16 protein-coding genes are annotated in these 17105 nt (G+C 40.9%); 12 read left to right on the top strand and 4 right to left on the bottom strand.

Going from position 1 to position 17105, the window contains the following annotated elements; genetic code table 11:
• From MKL35_RS13320 to MKL35_RS13310, 3 genes are all read right to left on the bottom strand, one after another.
• On the bottom strand, positions 1-890 hold an 890-nt coding region (locus MKL35_RS13320), incomplete at its 3' end, for an aldehyde dehydrogenase family protein (protein ID WP_270913857.1).
• A 16-nt stretch (positions 891-906) separates the two neighbouring features.
• Positions 907-2694, bottom strand: coding sequence for an IlvD/Edd family dehydratase (locus MKL35_RS13315; protein ID WP_032010504.1), 1788 nt, complete (start codon positions 2692-2694; stop codon positions 907-909).
• Between the two features lie 87 nt (positions 2695-2781).
• On the bottom strand, positions 2782-3957 hold the full coding sequence (locus MKL35_RS13310; protein ID WP_032010501.1) for a fumarylacetoacetate hydrolase family protein: 1176 nt from the start codon (positions 3955-3957) through the stop codon (positions 2782-2784).
• Between the two features lie 111 nt (positions 3958-4068).
• Here MKL35_RS13310 and MKL35_RS13305 point away from each other — a divergent pair, with 111 nt between their 5' ends.
• The 8 genes from MKL35_RS13305 (at position 4069) to MKL35_RS13270 (ending at position 12014) form a co-directional block, all read left to right on the top strand.
• On the top strand, positions 4069-5004 hold the full coding sequence (locus MKL35_RS13305; protein WP_032010500.1) for a LysR family transcriptional regulator: 936 nt from the start codon (positions 4069-4071) through the stop codon (positions 5002-5004).
• A 210-nt stretch (positions 5005-5214) separates the two neighbouring features.
• Positions 5215-6186, top strand: coding sequence for a D-erythronate dehydrogenase (gene denD / locus MKL35_RS13300; protein WP_002133608.1), 972 nt, complete (start codon positions 5215-5217; stop codon positions 6184-6186).
• A gap of 33 nt (positions 6187-6219) precedes the next feature.
• Positions 6220-7596, top strand: a complete 1377-nt coding sequence (locus MKL35_RS13295) for an MFS transporter (protein WP_032010498.1) — start codon at positions 6220-6222, stop codon at positions 7594-7596.
• Positions 7596-8468: an NAD(P)-dependent oxidoreductase gene (locus MKL35_RS13290; RefSeq protein WP_032010496.1), complete on the top strand. Its 873-nt coding sequence runs from the start codon at positions 7596-7598 to the stop codon at positions 8466-8468. Before MKL35_RS13295 ends, MKL35_RS13290 begins: the two co-directional genes overlap by 1 nt.
• 261 nt (positions 8469-8729) lie before the next feature.
• A complete protein-coding gene (locus MKL35_RS13285) occupies positions 8730-9749 on the top strand; it encodes an ABC transporter substrate-binding protein (protein WP_032010495.1) in 1020 nt (339 codons plus the stop codon).
• A gap of 2 nt (positions 9750-9751) precedes the next feature.
• Positions 9752-10762: a FecCD family ABC transporter permease gene (locus tag MKL35_RS13280; protein WP_081404404.1), complete on the top strand. Its 1011-nt coding sequence runs from the start codon at positions 9752-9754 to the stop codon at positions 10760-10762.
• Complete coding sequence (locus MKL35_RS13275) at positions 10759-11523, top strand: ABC transporter ATP-binding protein (protein ID WP_270913853.1); 765 nt, start codon at positions 10759-10761, stop codon at positions 11521-11523. Before MKL35_RS13280 ends, MKL35_RS13275 begins: the two co-directional genes overlap by 4 nt.
• Positions 11524-11525: 2 nt before the next feature.
• Positions 11526-12014 carry a GNAT family N-acetyltransferase gene (locus MKL35_RS13270; RefSeq protein ID WP_270913852.1) on the top strand — a complete coding sequence of 163 codons (489 nt, stop codon included), beginning with the start codon at positions 11526-11528 and terminating at the stop codon, positions 12012-12014.
• On the opposite strand, the gene MKL35_RS13265 is transcribed toward MKL35_RS13270, so the two are convergent.
• Positions 12009-12797, bottom strand: a complete 789-nt coding sequence (locus MKL35_RS13265; protein ID WP_032010489.1) for an AraC family transcriptional regulator — start codon at positions 12795-12797, stop codon at positions 12009-12011. The genes MKL35_RS13270 and MKL35_RS13265 overlap by 6 nt on opposite strands.
• 98 nt (positions 12798-12895) lie before the next feature.
• On the opposite strand from MKL35_RS13265, the gene MKL35_RS13260 reads away from it, so the two are divergent.
• The 4 genes from MKL35_RS13260 (at position 12896) to ntrR (ending at position 17104) form a co-directional block, all read left to right on the top strand.
• Positions 12896-13705 (top strand): sulfite exporter TauE/SafE family protein, encoded by an 810-nt coding sequence (locus tag MKL35_RS13260; protein ID WP_032010487.1) that lies wholly within the window; start codon positions 12896-12898, stop codon positions 13703-13705.
• Positions 13706-13886: 181 nt separating this feature from the next.
• Positions 13887-14771: a phosphoribosyltransferase family protein gene (locus MKL35_RS13255; RefSeq protein ID WP_106479811.1), complete on the top strand. Its 885-nt coding sequence runs from the start codon at positions 13887-13889 to the stop codon at positions 14769-14771.
• Between the two features lie 11 nt (positions 14772-14782).
• Positions 14783-16276, top strand: a complete 1494-nt coding sequence (locus MKL35_RS13250) for a nicotinate phosphoribosyltransferase (RefSeq protein ID WP_032010483.1) — start codon at positions 14783-14785, stop codon at positions 16274-16276.
• A 60-nt stretch (positions 16277-16336) separates the two neighbouring features.
• Positions 16337-17104: an ADPR responsive transcriptional repressor NtrR gene (gene ntrR, locus MKL35_RS13245; protein WP_032010481.1), complete on the top strand. Its 768-nt coding sequence runs from the start codon at positions 16337-16339 to the stop codon at positions 17102-17104.
• The last annotated feature ends 1 nt before the right edge of the window (position 17105 follow it).

Below are 17105 nucleotides of genomic sequence, written 5' to 3'. Positions count from 1 at the left end.
CCACAGCCTAAAACCACTGAATCTGCCAAGTCCTGTGCAATTTTTTCACCACGTTTTTTTAAGGCTTCTGGCAACATCAACATCGGGTTAATGCTGCTCATTTCAGCAAATACAGGAATCGGTTGTGGACGGGCTGCGGCCATGTCACATAAAGCACGACCACCTCGCAATGAACCCGTAAAACCTACACCCTGAATTAAAGGATGCTTAACCAGTGGTTCACCTACGCCATTACCATAGATCATGTTAAACACACCTTTAGGCATATTTGATTTTTCTACAGCATGTTCAATAGCCTGCGCTACGAAATCTGCTGTGGCCATATGTCCACTATGGGCTTTTACCACTACAGAGCAACCTGCTGCCAGTGCCGAAGCAGTGTCACCGCCCGCAGTTGAGAATGCTAAAGGAAAGTTACTTGCTCCAAAGACTGCAACAGGGCCAACACCGATTTTAATCTGGCGTAGGTCTGGGCGTGGTAAAGGCTGACGCTCAGGTAAAGCAGTATCAATACGGGCACCTAAAAAATCACCACGGCGCAACACTTTGGCAAATAAACGCATTTGTCCACTGGTACGGGCACGTTCACCTTGTAAGCGTGCAAGTGGCAAAGCGGTTTCCTGTGACACGATTTCAAGAAAATCTGTACCCAATGCATCAAGTTCATCGGCAATATTTTCTAGAAAAACAGCACGCTGTTCAGGAGACGTATGACGGTAAGTCCTAAACGCTTGACTGGCTGCTTCACAGGCCTGATTAACCTCTTGCTCGGTTGCATGGTGAAACTCATAAGGCAAAGCCTCACCTGTCTTAGCATGAATGCTTTTTAATAAGGTTGTACCTTGTGCGCTACGTGAACTGCCAATAAAGTTGTGTCCGATAATGGTCATAACAAATATCCTGAAATTAATGAGAGTGTCTTGGAAGGTTGTCTTGGTTTATGACTCGCATATATAAAGTTGCAGGTTCCAAACAACCACCAGTCGATAATTGACCTACCATGTTGCGATACATTTCTTGCCAAGGTGTTTGAGAGGCAGAGACCGTCGGTTTCCATTCACGGCGGCGTTGTTCTAACTCTTCGTCAGAAATGAGCACGTTGACAGAACGTTTATTTAAATCAATACGCAAACGGTCATTGGTTTTAAGTAAGGCAATTCCACCGCCTACAGCCGCTTCGGGTGACATATTAAGAATAGATGGGCTGGCAGAAGTTCCGCTTTGGCGGCCATCTCCTAAGCAAGGCAGTGAGTCAATCCCTTTTTTTATCAACTCCGCTGGAGGAGCCATATTGACGACTTCAGCACTACCCGGATAACCTACTGTACCTGCGCCACGAATAACCAAAATACAATGTTCATCAATATTTAAGGCAGGGTCATTGATACGTGCGTGATAGTCTTCGGGACCTTCAAAAACGATTGCTCGTGCTTCGAAGCTATTTTCATTGTTTGGATCTGATAAATAGGTTTTTTTAAATGCTTCGCCCACCACAGACATTTTCATAATGGCACTGTCAAAGAAGTTGCCACTGAGCACAATAAAACCGGCGCCATGTTTAAGAGGTTGATCATAAGGGAAAATGACATCTGCATTTGAGGTTTTTGCATTTTTGGCAATTTCCCCAATTGTTTTACCGCTAACCGATGCACAATCTTCGTGTAATACACCAGCTTTTTGTAATTCGTGTAGAACGGCAGGAACACCGCCGGCACGGTGAAAACCTTCACCCAAATACTTACCCGCCGGCATACAGTTCACGATAAGCGGAATGTTTTCACCCACACGTTGCCAGTCTTCTAGACTCAGCTCAATCCCCATATGACGGGCAATTGCAATGAGGTGAGGAGGGCAGTTACTCGATGCACCTAAAGCTGAGGCTACCGCTATGGCATTTTCAAAAGATTGTTTGGTCATAATTTTAGAAGGACGTAAGTCTTCTAAAACCATTTCACATATTCTTTTGCCGGTCATATAGGCCATTTGCCCACGTTCGCGATACGGCGCCGGAATACTTGCACATGTTGGTAAAGACATGCCCAACGCTTCTGCCAAAGCATTCATGGAAAGTGCTGTACCCATAGTGTTGCAGTGTCCGACCGAAGGTGAAGCAGAAGTGGTCATTTCCATGAACCCTTCATAGTCAATTTCACCGGTCGCAAGTAAATTGCGCGCATGCCAAAGCACAGTGCCGGAACCAATTAACTCACCTTTAAAATGACCATCCAGCATTGGCCCACCAGACAACACAATTGCAGGTATATCTGTTGTGGCTGCTGCCATTAAACATGCAGGAGTAGTTTTATCACAGCCAGTGGTCAGCACTACACCATCAAGCGGATAACCATGCAAGATTTCAACCAAACCTAAATAGGCTAAGTTGCGGTCAAGTGCAGCAGTTGGACGACGGGTTTGTTCTGCAATCGGGTGGACGGGGAATTCCATTGGAATACCGCCTGCGTCTCGAATACCCGCTTTAACGCGTTCAGCAAGTTCTTTGTGATGACGGTTACATGGGGTCAAATCACTCCCCGTTTGTGCAATTCCAATGATCGGGCGACCTGATTGTAACTCGGCACGGGTCAAACCATAATTCATGTAACGCTCAACATATAAAGCGGTCATGTCGGCATGTTCAGGATCATCAAACCATTCTTGGCTACGTAAAAAAATCCGTTTATTTTGATCATTCATTTTTTGATCCTTTCACTCATACTTTTTGAAATTTAGTTTATTTACGAGATGAATCTTGCAATTCAATCGATCGATAATACGTGAAAATTATAGTAATTCACGCTGCTTCAAATTACGCATCAAAGCATTTATTCCAAAATTCCACGGTGTTGCTTTGTCACTGGTCATAACCGTGTTGTATAAAGTACCAAGTTTAGGTGAATGAATACGGACGACATCTCCGACTTTATGGGTAAAGCCAGCCCCAGCTTGTTCTCGATCTTGAGTAGGTGCAAATAAAGTACCTAAGAACAAAACAAAACCGTCTGGATATTGATGGTTTTCATTGAGAGTTTGTTGAATTAAATCTTCAGGATCTCGGCTAATTTGCGACATAGAACTCACCCCATTTAACACAAAGTTATCGCTGCCTTGAATTTGCAGTTCAACATCGCAAGCACGAATATCATTTAAAGTAAAAGTATGGTCAAAAAGGCGAATAAATGGGCCAATCGCACAAGATGCATTGTTATCTTTCGCTTTACTCAACAGTAAGGCACTACGGCCTTCAAAGTCCCGTAAATTCACATCGTTACCTAAAGTCGCGCCTAAAATTTTACCTTGGCTATTGGCAACTAATACGACTTCCGGCTCTGGATTATTCCATTCAGACTTTGGATGAATACCAATATTTTGTCCTGTGCCTACAGCTGCTAAAACAGGGGCTTTAGTAAAAATCTCGGCATCTGTACCAATACCCACCTCAAGATATTGAGACCACATTTTTTGTTCGATTAAATATTCTTTGAGTTGTAGCGCTTTTTCAGAACCGGGTTCGATTGTTTTTAAACTATCACCGATTACGCCTTGTACAACTTCACGAATCGATTGAGCTTTTTGTGCATCGCCACCAGCTTGTTCTTCAATCACACGTTCTAACATACTTGCAGCAAAGGTAACACCTGCCGCTTTAATTACTTGTAAATCAATTGGGGCTAAAAAGTATGCCTTGTTGGTATCTGGCTCGGCGACAGTATTGGCAAATAACTCATCAATTGAACCAACTTGTCTTCCTTCAATTTCAGATAAAGCTTTTAAAGGATCAGCGTTTTCAAGTAATTCGGAAATGGTATGAAATTTTTCCGAAATATCAAAAACTTGATTGCCTCTTAAAATAATAGGTGATGGACCCGAGATTTGACTTGGAATCCACGCACGGCCAATTAAGCATCCTTGAGTTGCATCATCTGGTAATGAGTTCTGGGAATTTAACGTAAAGTTCATTTAAAGCTTCCTTCTTTTATTTGAAATCATGATATGTTTCTTATTTAATAAACACCAATCGTAATAATTTAATTATTAATAACCACTGGTTATCGAAAAGGAATTTTAAAAATGGCAGATTTGACTTACTCAAGTTTAAATAACTGGCTTAAATTCAAGCACTTGGTTTTGTTAGAGACGTTAGCTCGAACCAATAACATGCACTTGGCTGCCGAGCAGATGAATTTAAGTCAACCTGCTGTAAGTAAAATGCTAAAGGAAATTGAGGGCCTTCTTGGGTTTCAGGTTTTTGAGCGTCTGCCCCGAAATATGCCCGTAACGGCATTGGGTGAACATGTCATTCGTTATGCACAGCGTGTTTTGAATGACGCAAAACATTTTGTTGAAGACATCGAGATTTTACGATTGGGTGGACATGGGTTTTTAAAAGTAGGGGGAATATTTGCAGCAACCGCAGTGGTAATTCCAAATTCAATTATCGAAATTAAGAAACAATGGCCGCTACTTTCTATTGATGTTGTTGAACAGACCAGTGACCATTTAATGGAAATGTTGAGTGAACATACTCTAGATTTAGCCATAGGTCGTTTTACAGATGTAACGCAAAGCCAGTCTTTCGATTTCCAGCCGTTAGGCCCAGAGCCGTTCTGTATTGTTGTCAATAATGCGCACCCATGTGCCCAGAAAAAGTTTTGTACATTAGAAGAATTATTAAAATGGCCGTGGGTACTTTATCCTAAAGGCACACCCATTCGGGAGCGTATGGAAGGTGCATTCGCCCGAGCTAAAGTCAAAATTCCTTTAAATACGGTAAATACCATGTCGATGCAGACCTTTTTACAGATCTTAAAAGGGGCACCTATGGTGGGCATGTTGCCAGAAGCAATGGTGATTGATCAGGTGAAAGAAGGACAACTACAGATTTTAGAAACAGACCTGATTTTAGATGCTCAAGATTATGGAATTTTGACACGTAAAGATGAACCGGTATCTGATATAGCCGCAGCATTTATCAATATTTTACTTAAAAATGCAAAACGTAAATAAAGCCCTTAGCTTCAAGACATAGAAGACTTGGGGCTTTTAAATTAAAAGAAAGCCTACTTAATTTAGTCAATGTTTCATCATAAAACTGATATTAAAAAGTTATCAATATTTAGAAATTATTCATTGGAAATTATTACAGGGACTCCTTATCGTTTAATTCATGATGATTAAAAATCTTTAAGTGAATAAGAATTAGGAAAGGATCACTGTATGAATGTGTTAATTACTGGTGGCACGGGTTTTATTGGAAAGCAAATTGCCAAAGAGATTTTAAAAACCGGAAGCCTAACTTTAGACGGTAATCAAGCTAAGCCTATCGATAAAATTATTTTGTTTGATGCATTTGCGGGTGATGATTTACCGCAAGACCCTAAGATTGAGGTGATTGTAGGGGATATTACCGACAAAACCACAGTCGCAAATATCACAGAAAATATTGATGTTGTTTGGCACTTGGCTGCTGTGGTGAGTTCGGCAGCAGAGGCTGATTTTGACTTGGGAATGGATGTAAACCTTTATGGCCTTTTAAATTTATTAGAAGAATTAAGAAAAAAACAAACAATGCCTCGAGTCATTTTTGCGAGTGGCTGCGCTGTATTTGGTGGTCAATTACCAGAAGTTGTGACAGATGATACGGTGGTTACACCAAAGTCCTCTTATGGTATGCAAAAAGCAGTAGGAGAATTGCTCGTTTCAGATTATTCACGTAAAGGCTTTATTGATGGCCGTGTTTTAAGATTACCGACGATTGTGGTTCGTCCGGGTAAGCCTAATAAAGCCGCATCTACATTTTTTAGTTCAATTATCCGCGAGCCTTTAAAAGGGGAAACGGCAGTTTGTCCAGTCCCGCCAGATACTCCAGTTTTCATTACTTCACCACGACGCTGTGTTGAGTCAATGATTAAGGCTGCATCAATTTCTTCAGAGGCACTCCAAGATAACCGAATTATTCCCTTACCTGGATTGACCGTTACCGTTAAGCAAATGCTTGAGGCTCTTGAAAAAGTTGCCGGTAAACAAGCAACTGATTTAGTGCAGTGGCAGGAAGATAAAACGATTCAAAGGATTGTTCAAAGTTGGCCGGTTCAAGTGAAAGCCGAATATGCCGAATCTTTAGGTTTCCAAGCAGATGAGAATTTTGAAAGCATCATTCAGGCACATATAGAAGATACCCAAAATTAATGGCAGTGATCGCCAATTCATGTGAGAGTTATTATGGAAGATATCAAAAATGTCACTGCTCTCGAAGAGCAGACAATTAAGCGTATTTCGAGTCGAATTATCCCGTTTCTTATTATTTTATTCATTATGGCCTTTCTAGATAGAACCAATATTGGTTTTGCTGCGCTACATATGAATGATGCAATTGGAATTACCCAAACTATTTTTGGCTTAGGTGCGGGTGTATTTTTCTTGGGTTACTTTATTGCAGAAGTACCGAGTAATGTTTTACTTCATCGGTTTGGTGCACGGATCTGGATTGCCCGAATCATGATTACTTGGGGAATTATTGCCGGACTTATGGGATTTATCCATAGTGGGACTCAATTTATTATTTTACGGTTTTTACTGGGTATTGCAGAAGCGGGTTTCTTTCCGGGGGTTATTTTTTATTTAACCTTATGGTTTCCTGCTAAATATCGTGCCCGTGTCTTCGCGACCTTCTATTTAGGGTTACCAATTGCTCAAATTATCGGAGCACCAATTTCGGTCGGTCTTATGCAATGGGGTAATACCATTGGCTATGAAGGCTGGCGTTTGATGTATATTTTAGAAGGGATTCCTTCCATTATTTTAGGACTGGTTTGCCTAAAATATTTAACCAATAACCCAAAAGAAGCACAGTGGTTAACAGGTGAGCAGCGTCAATGGCTCATGAATACGCTAGAGCGTGAAGAACGAGAAAAACAGCAATCTGCCGATGCTGCTTTAACAAAAGGTGAACTCATTAAACAAGTGTTTAAAAATCCTTTAGTGTGGATTATGGCAATTGTTTATTTTGGAATTACGTCTGGTTCAAATGCGATGTTCTTCTTCTTACCAAGTGTTTTAGAGTCGTTCCGTAATACCTTCGGTATGCAAATCAGCCTTATCCAAAATGGCTTACTCACTGCTATTCCATATGCATTTGCGGCGGTTGGAATGGTTTTATGGAGCCGCCGTTCTGACCGTAAACAAGAACGTTATAAACACGGTGCTTGTGCTGCACTTATGGCGGCTTTCGCAATCGCAATTGCTTTGATTGTGAATCAACCGTGGGCAATTATTGTGGGCTTTATTCTGCTCGCAATCGGTGTATTTAGTGCGATTAATATCTTCTGGACTATCCCTGGGCAGACTCTAACAGGAGTGGGCGCTGCAGCCGGTATTGGCTTAATTAACTCTGTAGGTAATTTAAGTGGTTTTACTGGTCCATATTTAACAGGCTATTTATATACCACCACGGGCACCTATACAGTAGCGTTCCTTGCCATTGCAGGATTTGTTGCCATGGGCGGTTTGGGGTTACTGCTTTTGGCAAAGTTAAAGTCTGATAGCCTAAAAGTAGAACAACAGCGACTTAAAGTGCGGCCTGCTACGGAGATGAAATAATGGCTCAAATTGGTTTTGTTGGAACTGGTATTATGGGAATGCCAATGGCCATGAATTTATTAAAAGCTGGTCATCAAGTTAAGGTCTGGAATCGAACTTCATCTAAAGCAGAAATTTTAAAAGAAGCGGGTGCACATGTTTGTAGTGAACTTGAGCAAGTCGGAAAAGATGTAGAGTTTCTGATTTGTATGCTCAGTGATGGAAAAACCTGTGATGAAATTTTATTTCAAGAAGGTGGTGCAATCTCACAGCTAAAACCTGAAAGCACGGTCATTGTAATGAGTTCAATACCGGTTGAAGTTGCAAAAACACAAAGTGAAAAATGTAAAGAAAACGGACTTAGATATTTGGATGCACCTGTTTCTGGCGGTGAAAAAGGTGCTCAAAATGCAAGTCTGGCGATTATGGTAGGTGGCGATGCTCAAACATTTTCACATGCTGAACATGTTCTATCTGCCATGGGGCGGCCAATTTTAGTTGGAGAGGCTGGCTGTGGAATGTTGGCAAAACTCGTCAATCAAATGATAGTCGCATCTACCATTGCAACCGTGAGTGAGGGTTTATTGCTTGCCAGTAAAGCAGGAGCAGACCCGATAAAACTAAAACAAGCATTAACAGGCGGTTTTGCAGATTCTCCGATTTTGCAACAGCATGGCGAACGCATGTTAAATCGAGATTTTAAACCGGGAGGTACAGCTCGAAACCAGCATAAAGACATTCATACAGCCGTTAGCTATGCGAAATCGCTTGAGTTGAATTTACCTATTGCCCAAAAAGTCAGCCAATTATTCGAAAATATGCTTGCTGCCGGAGACGGTGAGCTTGATCATTCTGGCTTAATTCGTGAATTAGAACGCATGAATCATGTGTAATTATTGCTTTACTTAAGATCGGTATATTTTAATTTATTTATAAAAAGCAGCAGATTCGTTCTGCTGCATATTCAAACTCATTTGTAGTGCTGGCATTTTTATTGCTTAATCATAATTATCTTCTTCACAACTTTTAATTTGCTAACGTATTAATGATCATTCAAATAGTCTTGCTCACTTATGGTGTTTTTTTTACATGAAAAATGCACTAAATAAACACATCTTTATATTTTGCACTATGTCTGTGCATTTGGGGCCATCATGAGGTTGTTGGCTCCCATACTCACATTATTGATTCTATGCGGATGCTCTTCATCTGAGCAAAATAGAAAAACTCAAGAAAACTCAACTTCCCATTCAATATGTGTTTTTGATAGTACAAATACTAAAGTCTGTGTAGCTAAACCAGCGCAAAGAATCGTTTCTCTGTTTGAGTCGGGTTTAGATGGCCTCTATATGCTAGGGCAAGGTCATAAAGTGATTGGTATACCGGCCGAAGTATACATTCAACCTTTATTATTTAATGCCTATTCAAAAATAGATCAACGTATCGCCAATAAGCAGCTTGCAGCTCCTTCGCAAGGAGCCAATGCAACCAATATTGAAAGTCTCGTGTTGCTAAAACCAGATTTGGTCATTTTGGGAAGTGGGCAAACCCAAACGATTGAACTGTTACGGCAATTTGGCATCGCTGTATATGTAATGGAGTCAGGCACCTATAAACAGGTGAAAGAAGAGCTATCCGAAATTGCCGTTCTTAGTGGTGCCCAAAAGCGCGCTCAAGAAATTTTAAGTTTCTCTGATGAAATTGTGGCAGAAGTCGCAGCCAAAACTGCACGTCAGCCAAATAAACAATCGATTTACTATGCATGGTCAGGAGGGCGAATTTTTTCTACTTCAGGACGGGAGTCGATTACCAATGATTTTATTGAGCTGGCTGGTGCTTACAACATTGTTCAGACTGCTGCTAATCAGCCCAACGTCAACCCCGAGACTTTAATTGAATGGAACCCTGACAATATTGTGCTTTGGAATACCAATCCTAAACTGATTTATGAACGAAAAGAATTACAAGGTTTAAGCGCCGTACAAAACCGAAAGGTATTTAATTTGAGTCCTGCATTTATATATAACCCACACACCATCAAAATTATTATTACGGCGATTTATCTAAATCACAGTATTTATCCTGAACAGTCCGACTTACCTGTAAGTGGTTTACAACAGCGTATTTTAACCAAGTTGTATGGTGAGCAACTTGCCAAAGCGTTGGTGTCATGAATATGGAAAAGCTGAAATATTATTGGTTTTACCCGTTACCTTTCTTCATGATTTTTATCTCGCTGCTTATTGGGCCAACGCAAACATTGAGTGCATGGGACTATTTGCGGTGGGGGGTACAAGCAGTCTTTGATACGCCATATTTTGATGCGGAACAATTTAGACTTATGCAAAACATACTGGTCAATGTCAGATTACCCAGAATTTTACTGACCTTTATGGTGGGAGCTGCATTAGCAACTGCAGGTAATGGCTTGCAAGCATTGTTTCGTAATCCCTTGGTCGATTCGTATGTACTCGGTATTTCATCTGGTGCCGCGTTCGGTGCAGCTTTAGCGCTTTCATTAAGTTGGCTTTCGCCAAATCTATCTGCCTTTATTTTTGGTGTATGCGCTGTTGCCTTAACCTATTTATTTGCACATCAGAAACATGAAAGCCAGACGTCTTTAGTCATGGTAATTTTATCAGGCATGATTGTTTCTGGACTGTTCTTGGCAGGACTTACCGTTATTCAATACTTAAGTGATCCATTTAAACTACAAGCGATTGTGCAATGGACGATGGGCAACTTACATCAGGCGTCTTGGCAAAAAGTTCAATACGCCGTGTTACCAATCTGTATTGGCCTTGCCGGATTATTTGCGATGCGTTGGCGTTTAAACTTAATGGCACTCGGTGCTGAAGAAGCGCAGGCGGTTGGTGTTAACCCAAGGTGGGAACAGCTTCTTTTAATTGTACTAGTAACTGTATGTACTTCCACATCTGTGGCTGCGGCGGGCATTATTAGTTTATATGGGCTGTTTATGCCACATATTGTCAGAATGTTGGTTGGACCAGATCACCGCTACAGTATTCCTGCCAATATGGTGTTAGGTGGCAGTTTTCTACTGTTGATTGATAACTTTTCTCGGGTTTTACTGACGTTTGAAATCCCGATTGGCATTTTTACCATGTTACTTGGTGCGCCATTTTTCTTATTATTAATGAAAACACAGAGGACTCAGTGGGCATGATTCAAATTGATCAGTTAAATTATGCCTATGGGCACAAACAGGTTCTTAAAAATATTCATCTGGAGTTTCCCGAAAATCAGTTTTCAGTGATTTTAGGGCGTAATGGTTGTGGTAAATCAACACTTTTTAAATTGATGGCGGGCCTAGAACCTGTAAATGATGGCTTGATTCGTTACTCTGGAAAACCACTATCGGACTTTAAAGGGAAAGATCGGGCAGCCTTACTCGGTTTTTTACCGCAGTCTCATAAAACCCTATTTCCATTTTTGGTTAAAGATGTGGTGATTACAGGGCGTGCTGCTTTTAGCAGATATAGACCTTCAAAATCAGACTGGGAACGTGTAGACCAAGCTTTGCTTGATTTAGACATCGAGCATTTGCGTGACCGTCCTTATACCGAGCTATCGGGTGGCGAACGGCAATTGGTTATGATTGCCCGTATTTTAGTGCAAGCTCCAAAAGTTATTTTGCTCGATGAGCCAACCAATCATCTCGATGTTTATTACCAGTCTTATTTAATGAAAAAGTTGCGTCAGTTGTCGCGGCAAAATTTTACGGTGATTGCGATTATGCATGATCCCAACTTGGCTTTTTTATTTGCAGATCATTTGTTCTTTATGCGCCAACACGAAGTAGTTAAGCCTGAGTCAAAAACTCGAATCACCGATCCGAAGTTTTTAAAAAGTGTCTACGATGTTGAGTTTCATGAAGCCATGATTCAAGATAAAACCATTGTTATCCCTGATCATTCGTGGCTGTAAATATGACGCTTCGTTATCAGTTAGTAGACAAATCAGACTATGCGTCTGCGGTAGAGTTTGCACTTTATACAAGACAGTTGTTATTCCCAGAAATCTATCATGGGCAAATTCCTAAAGATTTACAAAATTTTGGGCAGTCCTATGTTAAAGACTCATTGGGCTGCTTTATTACGGTAAAAGATCAAAACCGTATTATTGGCAACATTGCATATCGGGCGTATGACCATCGTTTTGATTTAAATTTGCCGACCAATACGGTAGAAGTCGTTAAGTTGTTTGTATTGCCTGAATACCGCCGTAAGGGCATCGCGACTCAGCTATGTGACATGTTGTTTAGTCATGCCAAAAACAATGCAAATACTACTTTGTATTTGCATACCCATCCATTTTTACCGGCGGCTGAAGAATTTTGGGCTCTACAAGGCTTTGAGGTTATTCAACGGGAATGGATCGATACCTATGACACCATACACATGAGTAAATCTTTATAGCGTTTTATCATGCACATGAAATCTTTTTTGAAAATGGGTAGGCGGATAACCCATAATTTTACTAAACATTCCTGTAAAAGCTGCCGAGTGTTCATAGCCCAAACTAAAGGCAATTTCCGTAATTGAGATATTTTCTTTTAAGGCATTTAAAGCATAGATGATGCAGACTCGATTACGCCAAGCCTGAAAGGACAAGCCAGTTTCAGACTTAAACCAGCGGTGAAATGTTCGCTCACTTTTATTGTGATCATGTGCCCAATCTTTAGGGCTGCTATGAATATCGGGATGCTCCATAAACTCAGCACACTGTTTAGATAATAATGTGTGGTGAGGCAATGGAATAAACAGAGGCAGGGCTGGTGCAGCTTCTAACTCATATAACAATAAATCGATAAGAGCGCCGTCACGGCCTGAATGTTGATAGTCAATAGGCAATTGATTAGCCTGAATCAACAACTGATGCATTAACGGTGAAACTTGCACGACCTCGCAATAGTTTGCCTGTCTTGGGGCATTACTCACTTCTATATACAAACTATATGTACTGACTTTAGATAGCCATACCCGATGTGGTTTGCCTGCGGGTATCCATACACCGCTGTATGGTAAAACGAGCCATTGACCATCTTCAGTTTCAACTTTCATGAGACCTTCGGGTGCATATAAGAACTGTGCACGGCGATGGCTATGCGTATCTAATAAGGTATCAGCAGGATAATCTGACCCTAACGCTAGAACTGCTTGTGGTAGATGGTCTACCTCGTTAATTGAAATATTACGCATATATTTTTGGCTGAAAAAAATAAAAATATGGCTTTTTTACGTTAGTTTGCCATAGAGCTATTTTATATCATACCTCTATAAATGTGAGGAAGATGATGATGCTATATGAGCTATTTTTATTTGGACTACTTTCAGGCGTTACCACTTGGTTATTTGGTTTTGGTGGCGGATTTGTTGCTGTGCCTTTGCTTTACACCGTCATTATTCAAAAGTGGAGCAACGAAAATAGTGTTAGCATACATGCCATGCAAATCGCCGTTGCTACGTCCGCTTTTGTCATGCTGTGTTCGGCAAGTTTTGCAACCTTTCGACACTATCGGTCTGGACACATAGATTGGCAAAAGATCAATTTTTTATGGGGTGGTATCGCATTTGGGGGAATTGTGGGTGCAGTAATGGCCTCATTATTTAATGGAAATTGGCTTCGCTGGATATTTATGGGTTATGTATTCATAACCATTCTAGATTGTTATTACCGACCAGGCTTTATGGTTGCATCAAAACAAAAGCAAAACCATGGTCAAAACAGTGAACTGATTAAAGGCGGAATAATTGGTTGGGTTGCAGCACTTTTAGGTGTTGGAGGAAGTGTAATGACGGTTCCTTTATTACGGCGGCGGGGTAGTTCTATGGCAGAGGCCGCGGCGATTGCAAATATTCTCACACTGCCTCTGTCTTTAACTGCAACGTTTACTTACTGTGTATTGTCAATTTGGCAATCTACATGGGTACCTAAAGGATTTATCGGTTTGATCTGGTTTGAAGCCGCTTTATTCTTGGTTGCAGGGACATGGATCGGGCTATATTTTTCAGAAAAATTTATTTCAAAACTACCTGATTTATGGCGTGCAAAGTTCTATCCGCTACTTTTAATAATAGTTCTAATAGTCATGCTTTTTGTAAATTAATTTTTTATTTCAATTGATTGAAGAATAATTTTTCTTAAATAACAAATCTCTAAATGCTCTAAAACTGCAAAATTTATGTCTTAAATGGCTTTGAAAAAAGTTTGAAAATTAGACTTGAAATATATAGTGGCTTTGTGCCAATATATATTTATCTAAGGTCATCAGACAAAAAGAGGATGATATGGCTATCCAGCTTTTAGATGCGGCAAGAAATGAAATTCCAGTGAAATTCACGCAGTTTTCTGGTGGCGAGCGTCATGTTCAGATTGATGAGACAACGTTAGGTTCACTATCTGGCAAGGTATTGATCCGTGCAAAGATGGTCTCAAGTCACGATGTGATGGACTATTTACTACTTGAAAATATATTGCTGACTCAGGGTTTAACCATTGACCTAGAAGTTCCGTATTTTCCATATGCACGTCAGGACCGTATTTGTGCAGTAGGCCAAGCATTCTCACTTGATGTGATGACGAAGCTACTCAACATCAATGCAGACAAAAAGGCAGGCAAACAAGGCAAAGTGACTGTTTGGGACAGTCATAGTGAAGTCACTACAGCCTTACTTGCTGCCAATACGTCTTTTAGTGAAGTTGTAAATGTGAGTTCAGTCGACATCATCGAAAAGAGTGAAGCGCTAAGTACATTGTTAAAAGATGAAAAAACAGTACTGGTTTGCCCAGACAAAGGCGCAAAAGCACGTACACAAATGGTTGCAGATGCTTTTAATCACGAGCGCAAACAACCACTCACTATTGTTCAGTGTGATAAAAAACGTGATCCAGTGACTGGCAAAATTTTGGGTACACATGTACATGCGACTGATTTATCGGGCCTAACAGCGGTCATTACCGATGACATTTGTGACGGCGGTGCAACCTTTATTGGTATTGCCAAAGAACTGCGTCGCCTCAATTGCCATAAGGTTGTTCTATATGTGACACACGGTATTTTTAGTAAAGGAATAGAGGTTTTTGATGGATTGCTTGACCAACTGTTTACCTCGGACAGCTTTCCACAACAACCATCAGACAAAATTTCAGTAATTGCTTTTGCAGCAGAATAAAGAGAACAAAGATGACGATTAAACTTAATCCATTAAACGCTATCGATTTTTATAAAGCTGATCACAGACGTCAGTATCCAGCAGGCACAGAGTACGTGTACGCAAACTTTACGCCGCGTTCATCTCGACTTGCTAAAATGCTACCGGACTTTGACGATAAAGTTGTGTTCTTTGGGCTTCAAGGTTTTATTAAACACTTTTTAATCGATACATGGAATGAAGGCTTTTTCAAGCAACCTAAAGATAAAGTGGTAGCTGCATATAAACGCCGTATGGATAGTTCATTAGGTGAAGGTGCTGTACCAGTCGATCACATTGAAGCATTACATGACTTGGGCTATTTACCTTTACGGATTAAAGCTTTGCCAGAAGGTAGCCGCGTCAATATGCGTGTACCCGTGCTCACCGTCATTAATACCGACCCGCGTTTCTTTTGGCTAACTAACTATATTGAAACAGTTTTGAGTGCTGAACTTTGGAAAAGCTGCACTACAGCAACGATTGCCTACGAGTACAAACGTTTATTAACGCAATATGCCGTAAAAACTGGCGCACCACTCGATTTTGTACCTGTGCAAGGACACGATTTTAGTAGCCGTGGCATGAGTGGAATTTATGATGCGGCACAATCGGGTGTGGGGCACTTAACCAGTTTTATTGGAACAGACTCGGTTGCTTCAATTGACTACGCAGAAGAATATTACAATGCAACAGGTGTGATTGGGGTTTCTGTACCAGCGACCGAACACAGTGTGATGTGTATGGGTACAGAAAACAGTGAGCTAGAAACATTTAAGCGTTTAATTTGCGAGCTTTATCCGTCTGGTGTTGTCAGTATTGTGTCTGATACTTGGGACTTTTGGCGAGTCATTACAGAATTTACGGTGGCTTTAAAATCTGAAATTCTGGCGCGACAACCCAATGCTTTAGGTTTGGCTAAATTGGTTTTCCGTCCAGACTCTGGTGACCCAGTTAAAATTATTTGTGGTGATCCAGACGCGGAAATTGGCAGCCCAGCTTATAAAGGTGCAGTTGAATGTTTATGGGAAGTGTTTGGCGGTACAACCACAGACCAAGGCTATAAAATGCTTAATGAACGTGTTGGTTTAATTTATGGCGACTCCATTACCCTAGACCGTGCACAGCGTATTTTAGAAGGACTTGAAGCCAAAGGATTTGCTTCAAACAACTTGGTGTTTGGTATAGGCAGCTTTACCTATAACTACTTAACTCGCGATACTTTTGGGTTTGCTGTGAAAGCAACTTGGGGACAAGTGAATGGTGTAGGCAGAGAGCTGTTTAAAGACCCGATTACCGACTCAGGCGTAAAAAAATCTGCGAAAGGTCTGTTACGCATCGAAGAAAGTGAAAATGGTTTTACCTTGTTTGATCAGCAAACAACCGAACAAGAACAAGGTGGAGCACTAAAAACTGTCTTTGAAAATGGTAAACTTCAATATGAGTGTACTTTGGATCAAATACGTGAGCGTTTATCCATCGCATAACTGAGTTTAGATGAGCCGTTGCATGTGTATCGGCTCATCGTTTTTATCGAGAGGTTGAACGTGACTATTCAAACTGAACAAGAATTCCTTGCCAGTTATGATCGCCGAGATTATGACGCACCCTTACTCACGGTCGATATGGCTATTTTCTCGGTATTTAATGGTCAGTTACAGGTATTACTCATTAAGCGGCCAAATTTTCCAGCCAAAGACCAATGGGCTTTACCGGGCGGTTTTGCCGATTTAAAGCACGATCAAGATTTGATGGCCACCGCATATCGTAAGCTGGTCGAAAAAACAGGGATTGTTTCACCTTACTTGGAACAAGTTGCCTCTGTGGGCAATGCCAAACGTGACCCGCGTGGTTGGGCAGTGACGATTTTGTATTTTGCTTTAATTGATTTTAATGCTTATCAACATCAAGCCTTAGCTGAGTACAGCGAATGGGTGCCTGTAGCAAAAGCACAAGATTTCGCATTGGCGTTTGATCATAATGAATTGCTTAAGTTGGCATTAGAGCGTTTAACCAATAAAACCCGCTATACCGCATTGCCAGCCAGTCTCATGCCAGAGTTATTTACGCTGACCGAGCTACAGACCATTTATGAAATTATTCTTGGGCAATCCTTAGACAAAAAAGCGTTTAGACGCCGTATGATAGAAGCGGGTGCAGTTGAAGAAACCAACCATAGTAAAATTGTGGGTAAGCGACCAGCTCAGCTTTACCGGTATGCACTCGATTCTTTCGATTTTATATTTCCTCGCTCACTTGAATTACCTCGAAATAAAGAGGGTGAAGACAAGCAAAACAATGAGCTTTCTGACTAGC

Source organism: Acinetobacter sp. AOR41_HL (assembly GCF_027854645.1).
GTDB classification, from domain to species: Bacteria; Pseudomonadota; Gammaproteobacteria; order Pseudomonadales; family Moraxellaceae; genus Acinetobacter; species Acinetobacter nosocomialis.
This window is presented reverse-complemented; position numbering and strand designations above follow the sequence as displayed.